This window comes from Pseudomonas libanensis (assembly GCF_001439685.1).
Taxonomy (GTDB): Bacteria; Pseudomonadota; Gammaproteobacteria; order Pseudomonadales; family Pseudomonadaceae; genus Aquipseudomonas; species Aquipseudomonas libanensis.
The window spans coordinates 481,897-498,484 of the sequence record NZ_JYLH01000002.1; the positions used below are offsets into that span (position 1 = coordinate 481,897).

Here is a 16,588-nt window from a genome sequence, read left to right on the forward strand (position 1 = left end):
GAGTAACCCGATGAACAGTCTTTCGCCCTTGTTTCGCCGCCTTGCCTTCGGTGTATGTGCCACGCTTTGTATCAGCGTTGCGCACGCAGAGAGTGCGTCCTCGTACAAAGTCGGGGCAACGGCCAGTGGTTCGCCGTTTACCTTCCTCGATATCAAGAGCAATAGCATTCAGGGTGTAATGGTCGACGTGGCCGAAGCCGTGGGCAAGGCCGGTGGGTTCAGCAGCCAGATCGAGCAGACCAACTTTGCCGCGCTGATCCCGTCGCTGACTTCCGGCAAGCTGGACTTTATTTCCGCCGGCATGCTCAAGACCGAAGAACGCACCAAGGTGGTCGACTTCAGCGCACCGGTGTATGCCTACGGTGAGGGCCTGATCGTCGGCGCCGATGACAATGGCGCTTATCCCGACCTCACCCCGCTCAAAGGCCAGGTGGTCGGCGTGCAAGCCGGGACGATCTTCTACGACCAATTGAACAAGCTGGGCATTTTCAAGGAAATCCGCACCTACGACTCCATCGGCGAGATGGTCCGCGACCTGTCCCTGGGCCGCATCAAGGCCGCCGTCGGCGACCAGCCGGTGGTGGCTTACCAGATCCGCCAGAAGCTGTTCAAAGGCGTGAAACTGGCGCCTGACTACCAGCCCACCAATGTCGGCGAAGTGTGCCTGGTGGTGCGCAAGGGCGATGCCGCAACCTTGGAACGCCTGAACAACGCCATCGCCAGCATCAAGGCCGATGGCACACTGGACAGCATTCTCAAGAAATGGGGGCTGGATACCCAGGCGCGCCCATGAACCTGGCTGAGTTCCTGCAAAACGCCCAGGACTTCCTGCCGATCCTGCTGCAAGGCGCCTGGGTGACGATCCAGATCACGGTGTTGTCGTTCCTGCTCAGCAGCGCCATCGGCCTGGTGCTGGCGTTGCTCAAGCTGTCGCCGATCCGTGCGCTGTCGTGGACGGCCAGTACCATCATCAATGTGATCCGTGGCCTGCCAATCATCGTGCAGCTGTTCTACATCTACTTCGTGCTGCCGGACATGGGCATCCACCTCACCGCGTTCTACGCCGGGGTGATCGGCATGGGCATCGCCTACTCGGCGTACCAGGCCGAGAACTTCCGCACCGGCATCATTGCCGTCGAACAGGGCCAGCGTGAAGCCGCCGAGGCCCTGGGTATGCGCCCGATGCTGATGATGCGCCGGGTAATCCTGCCCCAGGCATTTCGCATCGCACTGCCGCCCTACGGCAACACCCTGGTGATGATGCTCAAGGACTCGTCCCTGGTGTCCACCATCACCGTGGCAGAGATGACCCGCCAGGGCCAACTGATCGCCTCATCGACCTTCCAGAACATGACCGTCTACACCCTGGTCGCCCTGCTCTACCTGCTGATGAGCTTGCCGCTGGTATATGGCCTGCGCCGCATGGAGCAGTACCTGGGCCGGAGGAAAAAAGCATGATCGAGATTCGCCAACTGCAAAAACATTACGGCGACCACCGCGTACTGCACGGCGTCGACTTCGACGTGGCCAAGGGCGAAGTGGTGTGCCTGGTCGGCCCCTCGGGCTCGGGCAAATCCACCCTGCTGCGCTGCATCAATGCACTGGAAGCCTACGACGGCGGCCATATCAAGGTGTTCGGTGAAACCGTGCAGCGCGCCAGCAAGACCGTGCACACCCTGCGCAGCCGCATGGGCATGGTGTTCCAGCGCTTCAATCTGTTCCCCCACCGCACCGTGCTGGAAAACGTGATGGAAGGCCCGGTGTACGTCAAAGGTGAGCCGCCGCGGCAAGTGCGCGAGGAAGCCCTGGTGCTGCTGGAAAAAGTCGGCCTGAGCGCCAAGGCCGACGCCTACCCGGAACAACTCTCCGGCGGCCAACAGCAGCGCGTGGCCATCGCCCGCGCCCTGGCGATGAAACCCGAAGCCATGTTGTTCGACGAGCCCACCTCGGCCCTTGACCCGGAGCTGGTCGGCGATGTGCTGGCAGTGATGCGCACGCTCGCCGATGAAGGCATGACCATGATCGTGGTCACCCACGAAATGGGCTTCGCCCGTGAAGTAGCCGACCGCGTGTGCTTCCTGCATGGCGGCTACATTGTCGAAAGCGGTCCCGCCGAGCAGGTACTGGGCAACCCACAGCATGCGCGCACCCAGGACTTCCTGCGGCGCGTGCTGCACCCCACCGGCAACACGCGGAGCCTGTCATGAAGTCGTTATGGTCGGCGACTGCACCATCAGTAGTGCCCACGCCCGCGTTGAGCGAGTCAGTGAAGGTCGATGTGGCGATTGTCGGCGCTGGCTATACCGGCTTGTCGACGGCGCTGCATTTGGCTGAGCGTGGCGTGCGCGTGTGTGTACTGGAAGCCCATGAGCCAGGCTGGGGCGCGTCGGGGCGTAACGGCGGGCAGGTCAACCCCACGCTCAAATATGACCCGGAGCAACTGGTGCGGATGTACGGGCCGGAACGCGCCGAGACGCTGATCTCCACGGTGTCGGGCTCGGCAGAGCTGGTATTCAAGCTGATCGAGCGCCATGGCATCGATTGCGCCCCGGTGCGCAAGGGTTGGATGCAGGTGTCTTACAACGAAAGAGGCGTGACCAGGCTGCATGCGCGGGCGGACCAATGGGCCCGGCGCGGCGTGCCGGTGCAACATCTGGATGCCAGTGCAGTAGCGGCGCGCATGGGCAGCTCGGCGTTTGCCGGCGGCTGGCTGGATGGGCGTGCCGGCGCGATCCAACCCTTGGCGTACGCCCGTGGCTTGGTCGCAGCGGCATTGGCGGCCGGTGCGCGGGTGCATGGCCACAGCGCGGTGACAGGGTTGCAGCGCCAGGGTTCGGCTTGGCAGCTGCAAACAGCGGGTGGCGCGCAGGTCACGGCCGATCAAGTGGTGCTGGCGACCAATGGCTACAGCAGTAACCTGTGGCCCGGCATGGCTCAGAGTGTGCTGGCGGCCAACAGTTTTATCGTCGCCACCAAGCCATTGAAGGGTCACGCGGCCGAGAGCATCTTGCCCGGCCAGGAAACCGTGTCTACCGCACAGAGGTTGCTGCTGTATTTTCGTAAAGACGCCTACGGGCGTCTGCTGATGGGTGGCCGTGGTTTGTTCCACGACCCCACCGGGCCAGAGGACTTTGCCCACCTGGAGCGCTCACTGGCACTGCTGTTTCCGCAGTTGGGACCGCTGGAATTTGACTACCGCTGGGCCGGGCGTATCGCGATCACGCGGGACTTCATGCCCCATGTCCACGAACCGGCGCCGGGGCTGACCTTGGCACTGGGCTGCAATGGGCGAGGGATCGCGCTGTGTACCAGCCTGGGCCAGCAACTGGCCGGCCGGCTGTGCGACAGCCATGCAGAGTTTGCCTACCCGGTGACGCCGTTGCAGCGGTTGCCGTTGCATGGGTTGCAGCGGTTTTATATTGGGGCTGGGGTGGCTTGGTACAGCTTGCTGGATCGGCTCAATATCGGTTGATCACATTCCAAGCACTGTCAGTTTTCACAGGTTACCGCACGGGTGATATCCGCTAGGCTGACGCATCGGACTTCATGATGGGCCTGCTGGACTTGCAGGCCATTAATCCTATGGAAAGGGGGAAGTTTTCATGAGCGTTAAAAATGCTCCAGAGCATTGCGCCGCCCGAGTTATCGGGCTGGCGTACAGCACCTGCTGTTATCTGGCGTTTTTGTTTATCTGTTTATATTTGATCGGTTTCGTTGGCAGTGTGGTGGTGCCTAAAAACATCAACGACGGGCCATTGGTTGCGTGGCCCACCGCCGTCTTGATCGATGGCGTATCGATCATTTTATTCGGCGTGCAGCACACGCTAATGGCGCGCAAAGGCTTCAAGCGCTGGTTGGCCACATTCATTCCCGCACCGGCTGAACGCTCCACCTATGTACTGCTCAGCAGCCTGGTGCTCGGGGTGATGTTCTGGCTGTGGCAACCCATTCCCGACACCGTCTGGGCGGTTGAAACGGTGTGGGCCAAGGCAGTCCTGACCGGCCTGTTCTGGCTGGGCTGGGGTATCGTTTTGCTGGCAACCTTCTTGATCAGCCACTTCGAACTGTTCGGGTTGAAGCAGGCGATTGACCGATGGCGCAACACACCGCAGCAGGCCCCGATATTCCGGACCCCGCTGCTTTACAAACTCGTGCGTCATCCGCTGTACCTGGGGTTTTTGATCGCGTTCTGGGCAACGCCGCATATGACGGTGGGTCATCTGGTGTTTACGCTGGGAATGTCGGTGTATCTCTACATTGGCGTCCGTTTCGAAGAACGGGATTTGGTGGCGCTGTTTGGTGAGCGGTATCGGCGTTATCAGCGTGAGGTGGGCATGATCGTGCCGCGCCTCTACAAGCCACGCCGCTAACCCTCGGGGCATACTGTCAAAATGTGGGAGCTGGCTTGCCTGCGATGGCGCTGTGTCAGCCAGCACATCTGGCACTCAAAGACCGCTATCGCAGGCAAGCCAGCTCCCACAGAGGATTTGCGGCGTTAGGATATTTCCCACAGCTGTTTCAGGTTGTCGCTCGGAACTTCGCTGACTAACCTCTGGCCGTCGCTGCCAATTCAGCGACCGGGTTTGACCGTCCGAATTGTCAAGGAAGCTTTTTAACCAGAGGGTCTACCCGTGATCAATGACACTACTCGACAAAATTCTGAGCATCCCGAAGAAAACGAAGATCTATCCCACAATCGGCTTTTCAATGTACGCGATGGCCTGGGCACTGAAACCCTGCTGATCAACGCTTCCCAAGACCTGGCATCCATTACCGACATCGCCACCCACCTCGCTTTCGAAATCGACGGCGCCCACCGCAATGTAGCGCTGGGTATCTGCCGAATGCTCGAAGGCGTGCAGCTACTGGTAGGCAAGGTGCTGGATGAAACCCACCCAGTCGCGTAAAGACAAGACCGTATGAAGACCTCCAAAACATTGGAGATCCAAATGTGGGAGGGGGCTTGCCCCCGATAGCCGTGGGTCAGTGAAGAATATGCTAGCTGACACACCGCTATCGGGAGCAAGCCCCCTCCCACATTCTGCTTTGGTGATGTGTTCAGAACACCGACCACCCAATCCGCTCACTCAACAATTCCAACGCCTTCATCCCCGCCAGCGAGTTCCCCGCCGCGTTCAACTCCGGTGACCACACGCACACCGTGAACTGCCCCGGCACCACCGCAACAATCCCGCCACCTACCCCGCTCTTGCCCGGCAACCCGACGCGGTAGGCAAAATTGCCCGCCTCGTCATACAGCCCGCTGGTGGCCATGATCGAGTTGACCTGCTTGGTCTGGCGCGCTGTCAAAATCTGCTCGCCACTGTGGGCACTTACGCCTTCGTTGGCCAGGAAGCTGAACGCCCGGGCCAGGTCCAGGCAGCTCATCTGCAAGGCGCAGTAGTTGAAGTAGCTGTGCAGCACCGCGTCCACATCGTTGTGAAAGTTGCCGAAGGATTTCATCAGGTAGGCCATGGCCGCGTTACGTGCACCATGCTGGGCTTCGGACTCGGCAACCACGCTATTGACCAGGATCTGCGGGTTGCCCGACAGGCGCCGTACAAAATCACGCATCGATAGGATCGGCACGGCGAAGCGCGATTGGTTGATATCGCAGATCACCAGGGCGCCGGCATTGATAAACGGGTTGCGCGGGCGGCCGCGTTCAAATTCCAGTTGCACCATGGAGTTGAACGGCTGCCCCGACGGTTCGTGGCCCAGGCGTTCCCAGATGCTTTCGCCGCCGTGATCGATGGCCTGCACCAGGCTGAACACCTTGGAGATGCTCTGCACCGAGAACAGGGTGTCGGCGTCACCGGCGCAATAAGCTGCGCCGTCATTACCGTATACCGCGATGCCGAGTTGCTGGGCCGGCACGTCGGCCAGCGCGGGGATGTAGTCGGCCACTTTGCCGAGGCCGATCAGGGGGCGCACTTCGTCGAGGATCGACTCGAGCAGCGCCTGCATATCTTGTCCTGTCATCTTTGTTTGAATCAGTAAAAAACCAGGCGCGCAGGATACGTTAATGGGCGCGGTAGCCCCACACAATCTCTACCACCCGCTCGGCAACCACCACGTACACCAGGATCAGCAACAGTTGCAGCGCCAAGTGATAGCGCAACTTGGCCAGCCTTCGAATGCCATCACTGACGTTCAGCAACATCAATAGCGTCGACAGGATAATCAGCCCCCAACCGGCGACGTTGGAGGCGAACACCCCGATAAACAACTCACGCTGCCCCACCAGCGTATTGGTGCCCGCCGCGAACAACAGTGCGCACACCAGCAGGTTCTTTACGTTGTCGAAGATCTGTGTGCTCAGGTCGTTGTCCAGCAACGCCAGATACCGCGTCCATAACGTGCGCATGCTTGAGTACCGAGTGGGAAGGCTCGTCAATCAAGGTAGTTCAATTGTGGGCGCTGTCGAGGGTTGGCCAGGCTTAGAAATGCGCCACATCCGAGACCTGCTCATCCAGCACATCCCGGGCCAGCGCCCAGGCGCGGTCCTTGGACTCCACCACCAGCAACGGGTAGCCCCAGGCCTTGCCGAATGTCACGGCAAAGGGCTTGAGGGCCAGGCGCTTGGCGGCGCTGGGTTCGACCTGGATCATGCCTCTGACGTAAGCGCGTAGCGCCGCCTTGTGCTTCTTCATCCAGATCGAGGCCTGTTTGCGTTCTTCATGGGAGTGCGCGTGATTGTTTTCATCCACGGCTTTTTCATGCAACAACACGAAAGGCTGCTTGCGGGCCAGCAGGCGTTCGAAGATCAGGAAGGCATCTTCGGGCCCGCCTTGATTGGGCGCGTCGAACACGATTTTCACCACGGGGAAAGTAGAACTGTCGAGTCGCATGGCAAAGCTCCTTGGATGAGATTGGTTCTCATCATAAGCGCCAAGATGCTGGACGGCATTGCACATAATAGCCAGAATGTTTCGCAAACCAGCCAAGGTAGCCAGCACCATGGTCCATCACCGCCTCGACCACTACGACCCCTGCCGGGTACGCGATGCCGCTGCCATCCCGCGCCCGATAGTTGCCGTGGGCGCATCCAGTACTTCCGAGCGCTGGGAACACACCCCCCACCACCATCAGCACGGGCAACTGATCTATACCTTGCGCGGCGTGGTGCATTGTGTGATCGAGGCCGGCATCTGGATCGTGCCGCCACAGTGCGCACTGTGGATACCCGGCGGTGTGACCCACGCAGCGCGGGGGGCCGGGGAAGCGGATGTGTACTGCCTGCTGATCGACCCCGGCGCTGCCAGCGCCCTGCCCCACCAATGTTGCACCCTGGCGGTGTCGCCATTGCTGCACGCGTTGATCGGCAAGGCGGTCAGTTTCCCGCCGCTCTACGACGAAGACGGTGCCCAGGGCCGGCTGGTGGCGACCTTGCTGGATGAGCTGGCCGAAGCCCCCATCGAGGCCCTGCATTTGCCGATGCCCCAAGACCCACGCTTGACGCGATTGGCCAATAGCTTGCTGGCCAACCCCGGCGACAAATCCACCTTGGGCGAGTGGGCCATGCGCATCGGCATGAGCGAGCGCAGCATGACGCGCCTGTTGCTGGAGCAGATCGGTTTGAGTTTCGGCCGCTGGCGCCGCCAATTGCACGTGATCCTCTCGCTGCAACGCCTGGCCAACGGCGAAAGTGTGCAGAGCGTGGCCCTGGACCTGGGTTACGAAAATGCCAGCGGGTTCATCACCATGTTCCGCAAGGCGATGGGCCAGCCGCCAGCGCGTTACCTGGCGGACCGCACGGGTGCGACGAGTCAGGGCGCCCAACCCGGCATCGCGATGCGCGAAGCCGCAGACTAAATGCATTTTTCTGATATTGAATAAATATCAACATTTTATATTTTAATAATTAGGTTAGAACCAAACGGCATTTTACAGGCTCGGCCGCTGGCCCTACTTTCACATCTACGGACCGACCCCCCGCCCGGTGGAGGCTTGTTTACCGACCTCGACAAGGACCTGACCATGAGCATTGAATTCATCGGCTATATCGGCGGCCACCACGCCTCGGAAATCCACCCGCGCAGCGGCCCGACCCTGCAACCGGATTACGTCGAAAGCGTCGCCCGCGCCCACGAAGCGGCGGGCTTCGACCGCGCCCTGATAGCCTTCCACTCCAACAGCCCGGACAGCACGCTGATCGCCGCCCATGCGGCCAGCGTCACCACCAGGCTGCAATTTTTAATCGCTCACCGCCCGGGTTTTGCCCAACCCACATTGGCTGCACGCCAGTTCGCCACGCTGGATGTGTTCAACGGTGGGCGTACTGCCGTGCACATCATCACCGGCGGCGATGACAACGAACTGCGTGCCGATGGCAGCCATATCGGCAAGGACGAACGCTATGCGCGCACCGACGAGTACCTGAGCGTGGTGCGCCAGGAGTGGACCAGCGAGCAGCCCTTCGACTTCACCGGCACTTACTATCAAGTGCAAGGCGCACACTCCACGGTGAAGTCGCCACAACAGCCGCATATCCCGCTGTATTTTGGCGGTTCTTCAGCGGCGGCGATTGCCGTGGCCGGCAAGCATGCGGATGTGTATGCGCTGTGGGGCGAAACCTATGAGCAGGTGCGCGAAGTGGTGACCCAAGTGCGCGCCGAAGCGGCCAAGCATGGACGTACGATTCGCTTCAGCCTGTCGTTGCGGCCGATCCTCGCCGACACCGAGGAACTGGCGTGGCAACGTGCCGAGCAGATTCTGCAGCAGGCCACGGCGCTGGCCGAGAAGAATGGCTTTGTGCGCCGCGAGCCGCCGAATGAAGGCTCGCGGCGGTTGCTGGCGGCGGCGGCGCAGGGGTCGCGGTTGGATAAGCGTTTGTGGACCGCGATTGCCGGGTTGCTCGGGGCGCAGGGCAATTCCACATCGTTGGTGGGCACTGCTGAGCAAGTCGCAGAGGCGCTGTTGGATTACTACGACCTGGGAATTACCACCTTCCTGATTCGTGGGTTTGACCCGCTCAATGATGCGATTGACTATGGCAAGAAGTTGATTCCCCTCACCCGCCAGTTGGTTGCCGAGCGGGAACAGGCGCAGCAAGTGGCTTAGGCACAATGTGGGAGGGGGCTTGCCCTCTCCCACATTTGGATTTTCACTGTGTTCAATAAGCTGTTCCAACTCAGTTCTTGTAGTCGGTATCAGTCCGCTCCAACTGCCGCACCAGCGCATTCCAATGCCGCGCCACGCCAGGCCCTTGTCCATTGCTGAACACCTTGGCCTGCTCCTCGACCTTGGCCACCACCTCCGCCGGTGGGAAGATCAATTCGGCATTCCCCGCCGCCTGCGCCGCGATCTGGATATTGCACGCGCGCTCCAGGCTTTGCAGTTGCTGGAAGGCGTGCTCGACGCTGACCCCCGCCGTCAACAAGCCATGGTTGCGCAGGATCATCACGCTCTTGTCACCCAGGTCTGCCACCAGCCGCTCACGCTCGTCCAGGTCCAGGGCCACGCCCTCGTAACCGTGGTAGGCCACGCGCCCGGAAAACGCGATGGAGTGCTGGGAGATCGGCAACAAACCGCCCTTCTGCGCCGACACCGCGATACCGTCGCGGGTGTGGGTGTGCAGCACCGCTTGCAGGTCATGGCGCGCGCCGTGGATGGCGCTGTGGATCACGTAGCCGGCGTAGTTGATCCCCAGGCCAGTGGGGTCGTCGACGAGGGTGCCGTCGAGGTCGACCTTGACCAGGTTGGAGGCGCTGATTTCATCGAACAACAACCCGAAGGCGTTAATCAGGAAATGCTCGTCGGGCCCCGGTACACGGGCTGAGAAGTGCGTATAGATATGGTCGGTCCACTTGTACAGGGCCGCCAGGCGATAGGCGGCGGCCAGTTTGACGCGCACCTCCCATTCCTCTGGTGTGACGCGCTGGCGGACGGTATTGGAAACACTGGATAGCGAGGTGACGCTGCTCATGGCAAAACTTCCTGGATGGCCTTAAGGACTCAAGACCAGCCTAGGGGAAGCAAAAAAATAATAAAAAGCACATTTTAATCTAAGCTAATTATTATTTTTTTTCATATCAGGCCACGTTGCGGATCTTGTGCAGGGAGTCTGCCACCCACTGGCCAAACGCATCCACCGGCCCCTGCAGGTTGCCAAGGAAATGCGGGTAGATCAGCCACAGGTCCATCACCGGCTTGAAGTCCTTGAGCGGCATCACCGCCAGCTGCTCGCGATGGGCACTGCGCTCCAGTAACGGGCGCGGCACCAGGCCCAGGCCGAGGCCGTCGGCCACCAAACCCAATTGCAGTTCGGTGCCGAAGGTTTCCAGGTTCACCCGCAGCGCCAAGCCCTGGTCAGACAAGGTGCGTTGCAAGCCGGCACGGAAGCCGCAGCCATCCGGGTTGAGAATCCAGCCATTCTGGTACACATCCGCCAGCTTGCACGGCTTTTTCGGCAACTGCGCCTTGGCGCAGACCACCACCAGCTCCATCTTGCCGATGGACTCACCGACGATGTTGTCCGGGAAGATCTTGCCCGCCGGGAACAACGCCACCGCCGCATCCAGCTCGCCGCGTTCGATCTTGCCGACCAATTGGCTGCCCCAGCCGGTGGCGACCTGGGCGCGCAGGTCGGTGTATTCAGTGCGCAGGTGCTTGAGCGCGTCCAGCAACACCACGTCGCCGATGGTCTGCGGTACACCCAGGCGCAACACGCCGGTGGGCGGCGCATCGGTGGCTACCAGTTCGCGCAGGGCGTCCATCTCGCGCAGGATCAGCCGGCATTGTTCATAGACGCGGGTGCCGATCAGCGTCGGCTTGAGGGGCTTGGTGTTGCGGTCGAACAGCTCCACGCCCAGGGCCTGCTCGAAGTTCTGCACACGGCGGGTAATGGCCGGCTGGGTCAGTTGCAACGACTCGGCGGCATGGCTGATGGACTGGCAACGAATCACTTCGACAAAGGCATCGATATCGTCAATTTTCATTTGGGCCGCACATAGAGATCAGTCATTAAGATGTGCGTGAAGCATAGTTGCCGCCAACCAGTCTGGATAGCCCACGCTGTGATCGATAACGTCTAACGCTATTCAAACCGAGTCTAAATTACCTTCGGCTATAAGCTAATCATTAAAAAATAGCATATTAACTACAAACATTATGCTTATATAACGCCATCAACACAGCCGATGGAATGGTCATGACCCAGGCCCGACACCCCGAGAGACTCAGAGCCTTCATAGCCGCCCTGGCGGAACTGATCGACGCCAACCCGCGTGAAGGCGACCTGCTGCACCGTGGCGGCAAGCTGCTGGCGCAACTGGTCAGCCATGATGACTGGCTCCCCGACGAATTCGCCCAGCCCGACCCTGAGCGCTACCAGCAATTCTTGCTGCATGCCGATTCGCGCCAGCGTTTCAGCCTTGTGAGCTTTGTGTGGGGCCCTGGGCAACGCACACCGATTCATGACCACCGCGTCTGGGGGCTGATCGGTATGTTGCGCGGCTCGGAGTTTTCCCAGGGCTTTGCCCGGGCCCCCGATGGCAGCCTGGTGACTGAAGGCAAACCGATCCAGCTATTGCCGGGCCAGGTCGAAGCGGTGTCGCCCAGGATTGGCGATATTCATCAGGTCAGCAATGCCCACGCCGACCAGGTGTCCATCAGCATCCATGTATACGGCGCCAATATCGGTGCGGTGCGCCGTGCGGTGTATCAGCCTGACGGCAGCGAAAAACTGTTCATCTCTGGTTATTCCAACGCCTATCTCCCCAATATCTGGGACTTGTCCAAAGAAAAGAGCCCTGCCCTATGACCAACGTATCGACCCGCCGCTATGCGCAGATTCGCCAGGCCCTGTTGGACCGTGAAGAAGTTGCGCTGATAGACGTGCGCGAGGAAGCGCCGTTTGCCGAGGCCCACCCGCTGTTCGCCGCGAATATCCCGCTGTCCAAGCTGGAACTGGAGGTGTACTCGCGTATTCCACGCCGCGATACACAGGTCACCCTGTATGACAATGGTGAAGGGCTGGCCAGCCGCGCCGCCGAACGCCTGGTTGCGCTGGGCTACACCCAGGTCAGCCTGCTTGAAGGCGGGCTGGACGGTTGGCGCCGGGCCGGTGGCGAGCTGTTTATCGACGTCAACGTACCCAGCAAGGCCTTTGGCGAACTGGTCGAGAGCCAGCGCCACACGCCGTCCCTGGCCGCCGAAGACGTCCAGGCCCTGCTCGACAGCCAGGCCGATGTGGTGGTGCTCGACGCCCGCCGTTTCGACGAATACCAGACCATGAGCATCCCCACCGGCATCAGCGTGCCGGGTGCCGAACTGGTACTGCGCGCCCGCGAACTGGCACCCGACCCAGCCACGCGCATTATCGTCAACTGCGCCGGGCGCACCCGCAGCATTATCGGCGCCCAGTCGCTGATCAATGCCGGCGTGCCCAATCCGGTGTCGGCCCTGCGCAACGGCACTATCGGCTGGACCCTGGCCGGGCAGACCCTCGCCCATGGCCAGGCCCGCCGCTTTGCGCCAACGTCAGAGGAACACCGCCAGCGCGCCGCCGAGGCTGCGCGACGCGTTGCCGACAAGGCCCGCGTTGGCCGCACCTCCCTCAACGACCTGCACCGCTGGCAGCAGGAGGCGACGCGCACCACCTACCTGTTCGATGTGCGCACCCCGGAAGAATTCGAAGCCGGCCACCTGCCAGGCGCGCGCTCCACGCCCGGCGGGCAATTGGTGCAGGAAACCGATCACGTTGCCAGCGTGCGCGGGGCGCGCCTGGTGCTGGTGGATGACGACGGCGTGCGCGCCAATATGTCTGCTTCCTGGCTGGCCCAGTTGGGTTGGCAGGTGCATGTACTGGATGACCTGCAAGCGGCGCATTTCAGCGAACGTGGCGCGTGGGTCGCTCCGGTGCCCGCGCCACCCCAGGCCGAACTGATCAGCGCGCATACTCTCGCCGACTGGCTGGGCCATGGCGATACCCTAGTGCTGGACTTCACTGCCAGCGCCAATTATGTCAAACGCCATATTCCCGGGGCCTGGTGGGTCCTTCGCGGGCAACTGCCCCAGGCCCTGGCCAAGGTGCCGCCTGCGCAACGCTACGTATTGACCTGCGGCAGCAGCCAGTTGGCGCGCCTGGCGGTGGCCGAAGTCGAGGCCCTGACTGGCAAGCAGGTGTTCCTGCTACAGGACGGCACTGCCGGCTGGATCGCCGCGCAACTGCCCCTGGAAGAAGGCGAAACCCACCTGGCCTCGCCGCGTATCGACCGCTACCGCCGCCCCTATGAAGGCACCGATAACCCGCGGGAAGCCATGCAGGCTTACCTGGACTGGGAGTTCGGCCTGGTCGCGCAGCTGGCCCGCGACGGCACCCATGGTTTCTATGTGATCTGAGCCACCGCTGCACTGTTCATGCGCACATCCGACCCCTTCTCCAGGCGGAGGTATTTCCTTTTATCCAATGCCTGGAGTTTGCCCCATGCTGTACGCCACCCCATTCAAACGCCTGCTGCTGGGCGCCGCATTGGCCCTTGGCCTGTCCACCGCCCAGGCCGCCGACCTGCAACCGCTGCGCGTGGCCAACCAGAAGTCCACGATCAAGGCACTGCTGGAAGCTTCCGGCGAAAGCCAAAACGTTCCCTATGAAATCAAGTGGTCTGAATTCCCCTCGGCCTCGCCCCTGGGCGAAGCCCTGAATGCCGGTGCCGTGGATGTCGGCGCCCTGGGCGATGCTCCCTATGTGTTCGCCCTGGGCGCGGGCGCCTCGATCAAAGTGATCAGCATCATCCATGCCGAAGGGCGTAACACCACCGCACTGCTGGTGCCCAAGGACTCGCCGATCAAGACTGCGGCGGATCTCAAGGGCAAGAAAATCGTCACCGGCCGCGGCTCCATCGGGCACTACCTGGCAATCAGGGCCCTGAACGATGTCGGCCTGAGCACCCAGGATGTGCACTTCATCTTCCTGCTGCCCGCCGAGTCGCGGCTGGTGCTGGACAACGGCACTGCGGATGCCTGGGCAACATGGGACCCCTACACCACCGTGGTCACCTCACAGAGCCACGCCCGCGTGCTGGTCAGCGGCAAGAACCTGTTGAGCAATCACCTGTACTTCGCCGCCACCGGCCAGGCGATTGCCGACAAGCGCGTGCAACTGGACGACTTTGTCGCACGGGTTGACCGCGCCTACGCCTGGGCCAACACCCACCCCGATGAATATGCGGCCGCCCAGGCCAGGATCACCGGCTTGCCGTTGGCCGTGCACATCGAAGTGGCCAAGGACACCCACCTGTCACCGGTCGCGATTGACGACAGCGTGATCCACGGCCTGCAAGCCACCGCCGACACCTATGTCAAAGAAGGCCTGCTGCCCAAGCACATCGACGTCTCCCGGGGCTTCGACCCAAGCTTCAACGCCACGCGTGCGCCCCAGTTGTAGTGCCAGCCCCGCTCAAGGCACTGGCCTGGACACTACTCCTCCCACTTTGACCGAGTACCTGCTGATGACTCACTCCTCTCTACGGGCTGTGGACATCGTCGATTTCGACACCACGCTCGAACGCCTCAGCGCCGAACTGGCCAGCACCGCCCACGTCTATGACGAAAGCGGCGCCTTCCCCCACGCCAACTTCAAGCTCTTGCACCAGCACGGCCTGCTCGCCCTCACCGTGCCCAAGGGCCTCGGCGGCGGCGGTGCCAGCCTGGCCCAGGCGCGTAAGGCCATCAGCGCGATAGCCAAGGGCGAACCGTCCACGGCGCTGATCCTGGTGATGCAGTACCTGCAACACAGTCGCCTGCAAGACAGCCAGGCCTGGCCCGCACACCTGCGCATCAAAGTTGCTGAGGATGCAGTGCACAACGGCGCGCTGATCAACGCCCTGCGTGTCGAACCGGACCTGGGCACCCCGGCCCGTGGCGGTCTACCGGCCACCACCGCGGTGCGCGGCGCCGACGGCTGGCGTATCAGCGGGCGTAAGCTCTACTCCACCGGCAGCCATGGCTTGAGCTGGTTCAGCGTGTGGGCACGCAGCGATGATGCCGACCCGCTGGTGGGCGCCTGGCTGGTGCCCAAGGACAGCCCCGGCGTGAGCATCATCGACACCTGGGATCACCTGGGCATGCGCGCCACCTGCAGCCATGAGGTGGTGCTCGACAACGTCCTGGTGCCGCTGGACCACGCCGTCAGCACCAGCCCCTGGAGCGCACCGCAGCCGGAGCTCGACGGTGTCGGCTTGCTGTGGATGTCGGTGCTGCTGTCGTCGGTGTACGACGCCGTGGCCCAGTCGGCGCGGGACTGGCTGGTGAACTGGCTGGAGGAACGCAAGCCATCCAACCTCGGCGCGGCGCTGTCCAGCTTGCCGCGTTTCCAGGAGACCGTCGGCCATATCGACACCCTGCTGTTCGCCAACCGCAGCCTGCTCGACGCCGCCGCCTGGGGTCATACCCCGGCCGCCAACGCTGCGCAGTTGAAGTACCTGATCACCCATAACGCCATTCGCGCCGTAGAACTGGCCATCGAGGCCTCCGGCAACCCCGGCCTGTCACGCCACAGCCCGCTGCAACGGCATTATCGCGACGTGCTGTGCAGCCGCGTACACACCCCGCAGAACGACGCGGTGTTGCAAGGCGTCGGCAAAGCCGTGTTCACCCAACGCCAGAAGGAACGCACATGAGCCAGGTGGTTATTGCCAGTCAGTTGGACGAAGACTTCAATCAGGTGATCCGTGAGCGCCTGGCACCGCTGTACCCCGAGGCCCAGGTGATTGGCGTACCCGTTGGCGTGCCCAGCGACCTGCCGCCCCAGGCCAATATCCTGTTGTTGCGCCCGATCAACGTACGCGGCTACACCGCCCCCGACACCCCGCCACCGGGCTGGCCCTATGGCGCGCAATGGGTGCATCTGGTGTCGTCGGGCATCGACTTCTACCCGCAGTGGCTGTTCAACGGCCCACCCGTGACCACGTCCCGAGGCAGCGCCGCCGACAACCTGGCCGAGTTCGCCCTCGCCGCGATCTTTGCCGCGTCCAAGCACTTGCCGGATATCTGGGTGAAGGACGCGCAGTGGCATTTCACTGCCCTGCGCCCGCTCAAGGGCACCACCCTTGGCATTCTTGGCTTTGGTGCGATTGGTGAAAGCCTGGCGCAAAAGGCCCTGGCCCTGGGCATTAAGGTGGTGGCGCTGCGTCAGAGCCAGGCCCCCTTCAGCGCCGGTGTTGAAGCGGCCACGGACATCCACGACCTGTTCGCCCGCGCCGACCACCTGGTGGTGGCGGCACCGCTGACCGAAGCCACGCGCCATATCATCAACCGCGACGTGCTGGCCAGCGCCAAGCCCGGGCTGCACCTGATCAACATTGCGCGTGGCGGGTTGCTCGATCAGGAGGCATTGCTGGAGGCGCTGGATAACGGCCAGGTCGGCCTGGCATCGCTTGACGTGACCGAGCCGGAGCCCTTGCCGGATGGGCACCCGTTGTACCGCCATCCACGGGTGCGGTTGTCACCGCATACGTCGGCGATTTCGACCAACAGCAAGCATGAGATTGCCGATGCGTTTTTGGCGAATCTGGAGCGGTATATTTCAGGTATCGAACTAGCGAATTTAGCTAACGCCTGACGCAGTTCAAAATGTGGGAGGGGC

Annotated in this window: 18 protein-coding genes; 13 read left to right on the forward strand and 5 right to left on the reverse strand. The window is 62.0% G+C overall.

The window, feature by feature from the left end; all coding sequences use genetic code 11:
- Positions 1-10: 10 nt before the first annotated feature.
- From TU73_RS04735 to TU73_RS04760, 6 genes are all read left to right on the forward strand, one after another.
- Positions 11-793, forward strand: a complete 783-nt coding sequence (locus TU73_RS04735; RefSeq protein ID WP_057011210.1) for an ABC transporter substrate-binding protein — start codon at positions 11-13, stop codon at positions 791-793.
- Positions 790-1,458 carry an amino acid ABC transporter permease gene (locus TU73_RS04740; RefSeq protein WP_046072262.1) on the forward strand — a complete coding sequence of 223 codons (669 nt, stop codon included), beginning with the start codon at positions 790-792 and terminating at the stop codon, positions 1,456-1,458. The genes TU73_RS04735 and TU73_RS04740 overlap by 4 nt, the downstream gene beginning before the upstream one ends.
- Complete coding sequence (locus TU73_RS04745) at positions 1,455-2,207, forward strand: amino acid ABC transporter ATP-binding protein (protein WP_057011211.1); 753 nt, start codon at positions 1,455-1,457, stop codon at positions 2,205-2,207. Before TU73_RS04740 ends, TU73_RS04745 begins: the two co-directional genes overlap by 4 nt.
- Positions 2,204-3,472 carry an NAD(P)/FAD-dependent oxidoreductase gene (locus TU73_RS04750; protein WP_057011212.1) on the forward strand — a complete coding sequence of 423 codons (1,269 nt, stop codon included), beginning with the start codon at positions 2,204-2,206 and terminating at the stop codon, positions 3,470-3,472. The genes TU73_RS04745 and TU73_RS04750 overlap by 4 nt, the downstream gene beginning before the upstream one ends.
- Before the next feature lie 130 nt (positions 3,473-3,602).
- Complete coding sequence (gene mddA / locus TU73_RS04755) at positions 3,603-4,370, forward strand: methanethiol S-methyltransferase (protein ID WP_057011213.1); 768 nt, start codon at positions 3,603-3,605, stop codon at positions 4,368-4,370.
- Between the two features lie 261 nt (positions 4,371-4,631).
- Positions 4,632-4,907, forward strand: coding sequence for a DUF6124 family protein (locus tag TU73_RS04760; RefSeq protein ID WP_231984803.1), 276 nt, complete (start codon positions 4,632-4,634; stop codon positions 4,905-4,907).
- A 151-nt stretch (positions 4,908-5,058) separates the two neighbouring features.
- Here the strand turns inward: TU73_RS04760 and glsB are convergent, their stop codons facing one another.
- From glsB to TU73_RS04775, 3 genes are all read right to left on the reverse strand, one after another.
- Positions 5,059-5,967 carry a glutaminase B gene (gene glsB / locus TU73_RS04765; RefSeq protein ID WP_057011214.1) on the reverse strand — a complete coding sequence of 303 codons (909 nt, stop codon included), beginning with the start codon at positions 5,965-5,967 and terminating at the stop codon, positions 5,059-5,061.
- A gap of 55 nt (positions 5,968-6,022) precedes the next feature.
- Positions 6,023-6,367: a hypothetical protein gene (locus tag TU73_RS04770; protein ID WP_057011215.1), complete on the reverse strand. Its 345-nt coding sequence runs from the start codon at positions 6,365-6,367 to the stop codon at positions 6,023-6,025.
- A 73-nt stretch (positions 6,368-6,440) separates the two neighbouring features.
- Positions 6,441-6,851: a hypothetical protein gene (locus tag TU73_RS04775; RefSeq protein ID WP_057011216.1), complete on the reverse strand. Its 411-nt coding sequence runs from the start codon at positions 6,849-6,851 to the stop codon at positions 6,441-6,443.
- A 109-nt stretch (positions 6,852-6,960) separates the two neighbouring features.
- On the opposite strand from TU73_RS04775, the gene TU73_RS04780 reads away from it, so the two are divergent.
- Positions 6,961-7,815, forward strand: coding sequence for an AraC family transcriptional regulator (locus tag TU73_RS04780; protein ID WP_057011329.1), 855 nt, complete (start codon positions 6,961-6,963; stop codon positions 7,813-7,815).
- Positions 7,816-7,980: 165 nt separating this feature from the next.
- Positions 7,981-9,063 carry an LLM class flavin-dependent oxidoreductase gene (locus TU73_RS04785; RefSeq protein WP_057011330.1) on the forward strand — a complete coding sequence of 361 codons (1,083 nt, stop codon included), beginning with the start codon at positions 7,981-7,983 and terminating at the stop codon, positions 9,061-9,063.
- A 70-nt stretch (positions 9,064-9,133) separates the two neighbouring features.
- Here TU73_RS04785 and TU73_RS04790 read toward each other — a convergent pair whose 3' ends face one another.
- On the reverse strand, positions 9,134-9,928 hold the full coding sequence (locus tag TU73_RS04790) for a class II aldolase/adducin family protein (protein ID WP_057011217.1): 795 nt from the start codon (positions 9,926-9,928) through the stop codon (positions 9,134-9,136).
- Positions 9,929-10,034: 106 nt separating this feature from the next.
- Positions 10,035-10,940, reverse strand: coding sequence for a LysR family transcriptional regulator (locus tag TU73_RS04795; protein WP_046072255.1), 906 nt, complete (start codon positions 10,938-10,940; stop codon positions 10,035-10,037).
- Between the two features lie 212 nt (positions 10,941-11,152).
- Between TU73_RS04795 and TU73_RS04800 the strand changes: the two genes are divergently transcribed.
- The 5 genes from TU73_RS04800 (at position 11,153) to TU73_RS04820 (ending at position 16,564) form a co-directional block, all read left to right on the forward strand.
- Positions 11,153-11,764, forward strand: coding sequence for a cysteine dioxygenase family protein (locus TU73_RS04800; protein WP_057011218.1), 612 nt, complete (start codon positions 11,153-11,155; stop codon positions 11,762-11,764).
- Positions 11,761-13,344, forward strand: coding sequence for a rhodanese-related sulfurtransferase (locus TU73_RS04805; protein ID WP_057011219.1), 1,584 nt, complete (start codon positions 11,761-11,763; stop codon positions 13,342-13,344). Before TU73_RS04800 ends, TU73_RS04805 begins: the two co-directional genes overlap by 4 nt.
- A gap of 85 nt (positions 13,345-13,429) precedes the next feature.
- Positions 13,430-14,389, forward strand: coding sequence for an ABC transporter substrate-binding protein (locus TU73_RS04810; RefSeq protein ID WP_057011220.1), 960 nt, complete (start codon positions 13,430-13,432; stop codon positions 14,387-14,389).
- A 64-nt stretch (positions 14,390-14,453) separates the two neighbouring features.
- A complete protein-coding gene (locus TU73_RS04815; protein WP_057011331.1) occupies positions 14,454-15,623 on the forward strand; it encodes an acyl-CoA dehydrogenase family protein in 1,170 nt (389 codons plus the stop codon).
- Positions 15,620-16,564: a D-isomer specific 2-hydroxyacid dehydrogenase family protein gene (locus TU73_RS04820; RefSeq protein ID WP_057011221.1), complete on the forward strand. Its 945-nt coding sequence runs from the start codon at positions 15,620-15,622 to the stop codon at positions 16,562-16,564. The genes TU73_RS04815 and TU73_RS04820 overlap by 4 nt, the downstream gene beginning before the upstream one ends.
- Positions 16,565-16,588 lie beyond the last annotated feature (24 nt).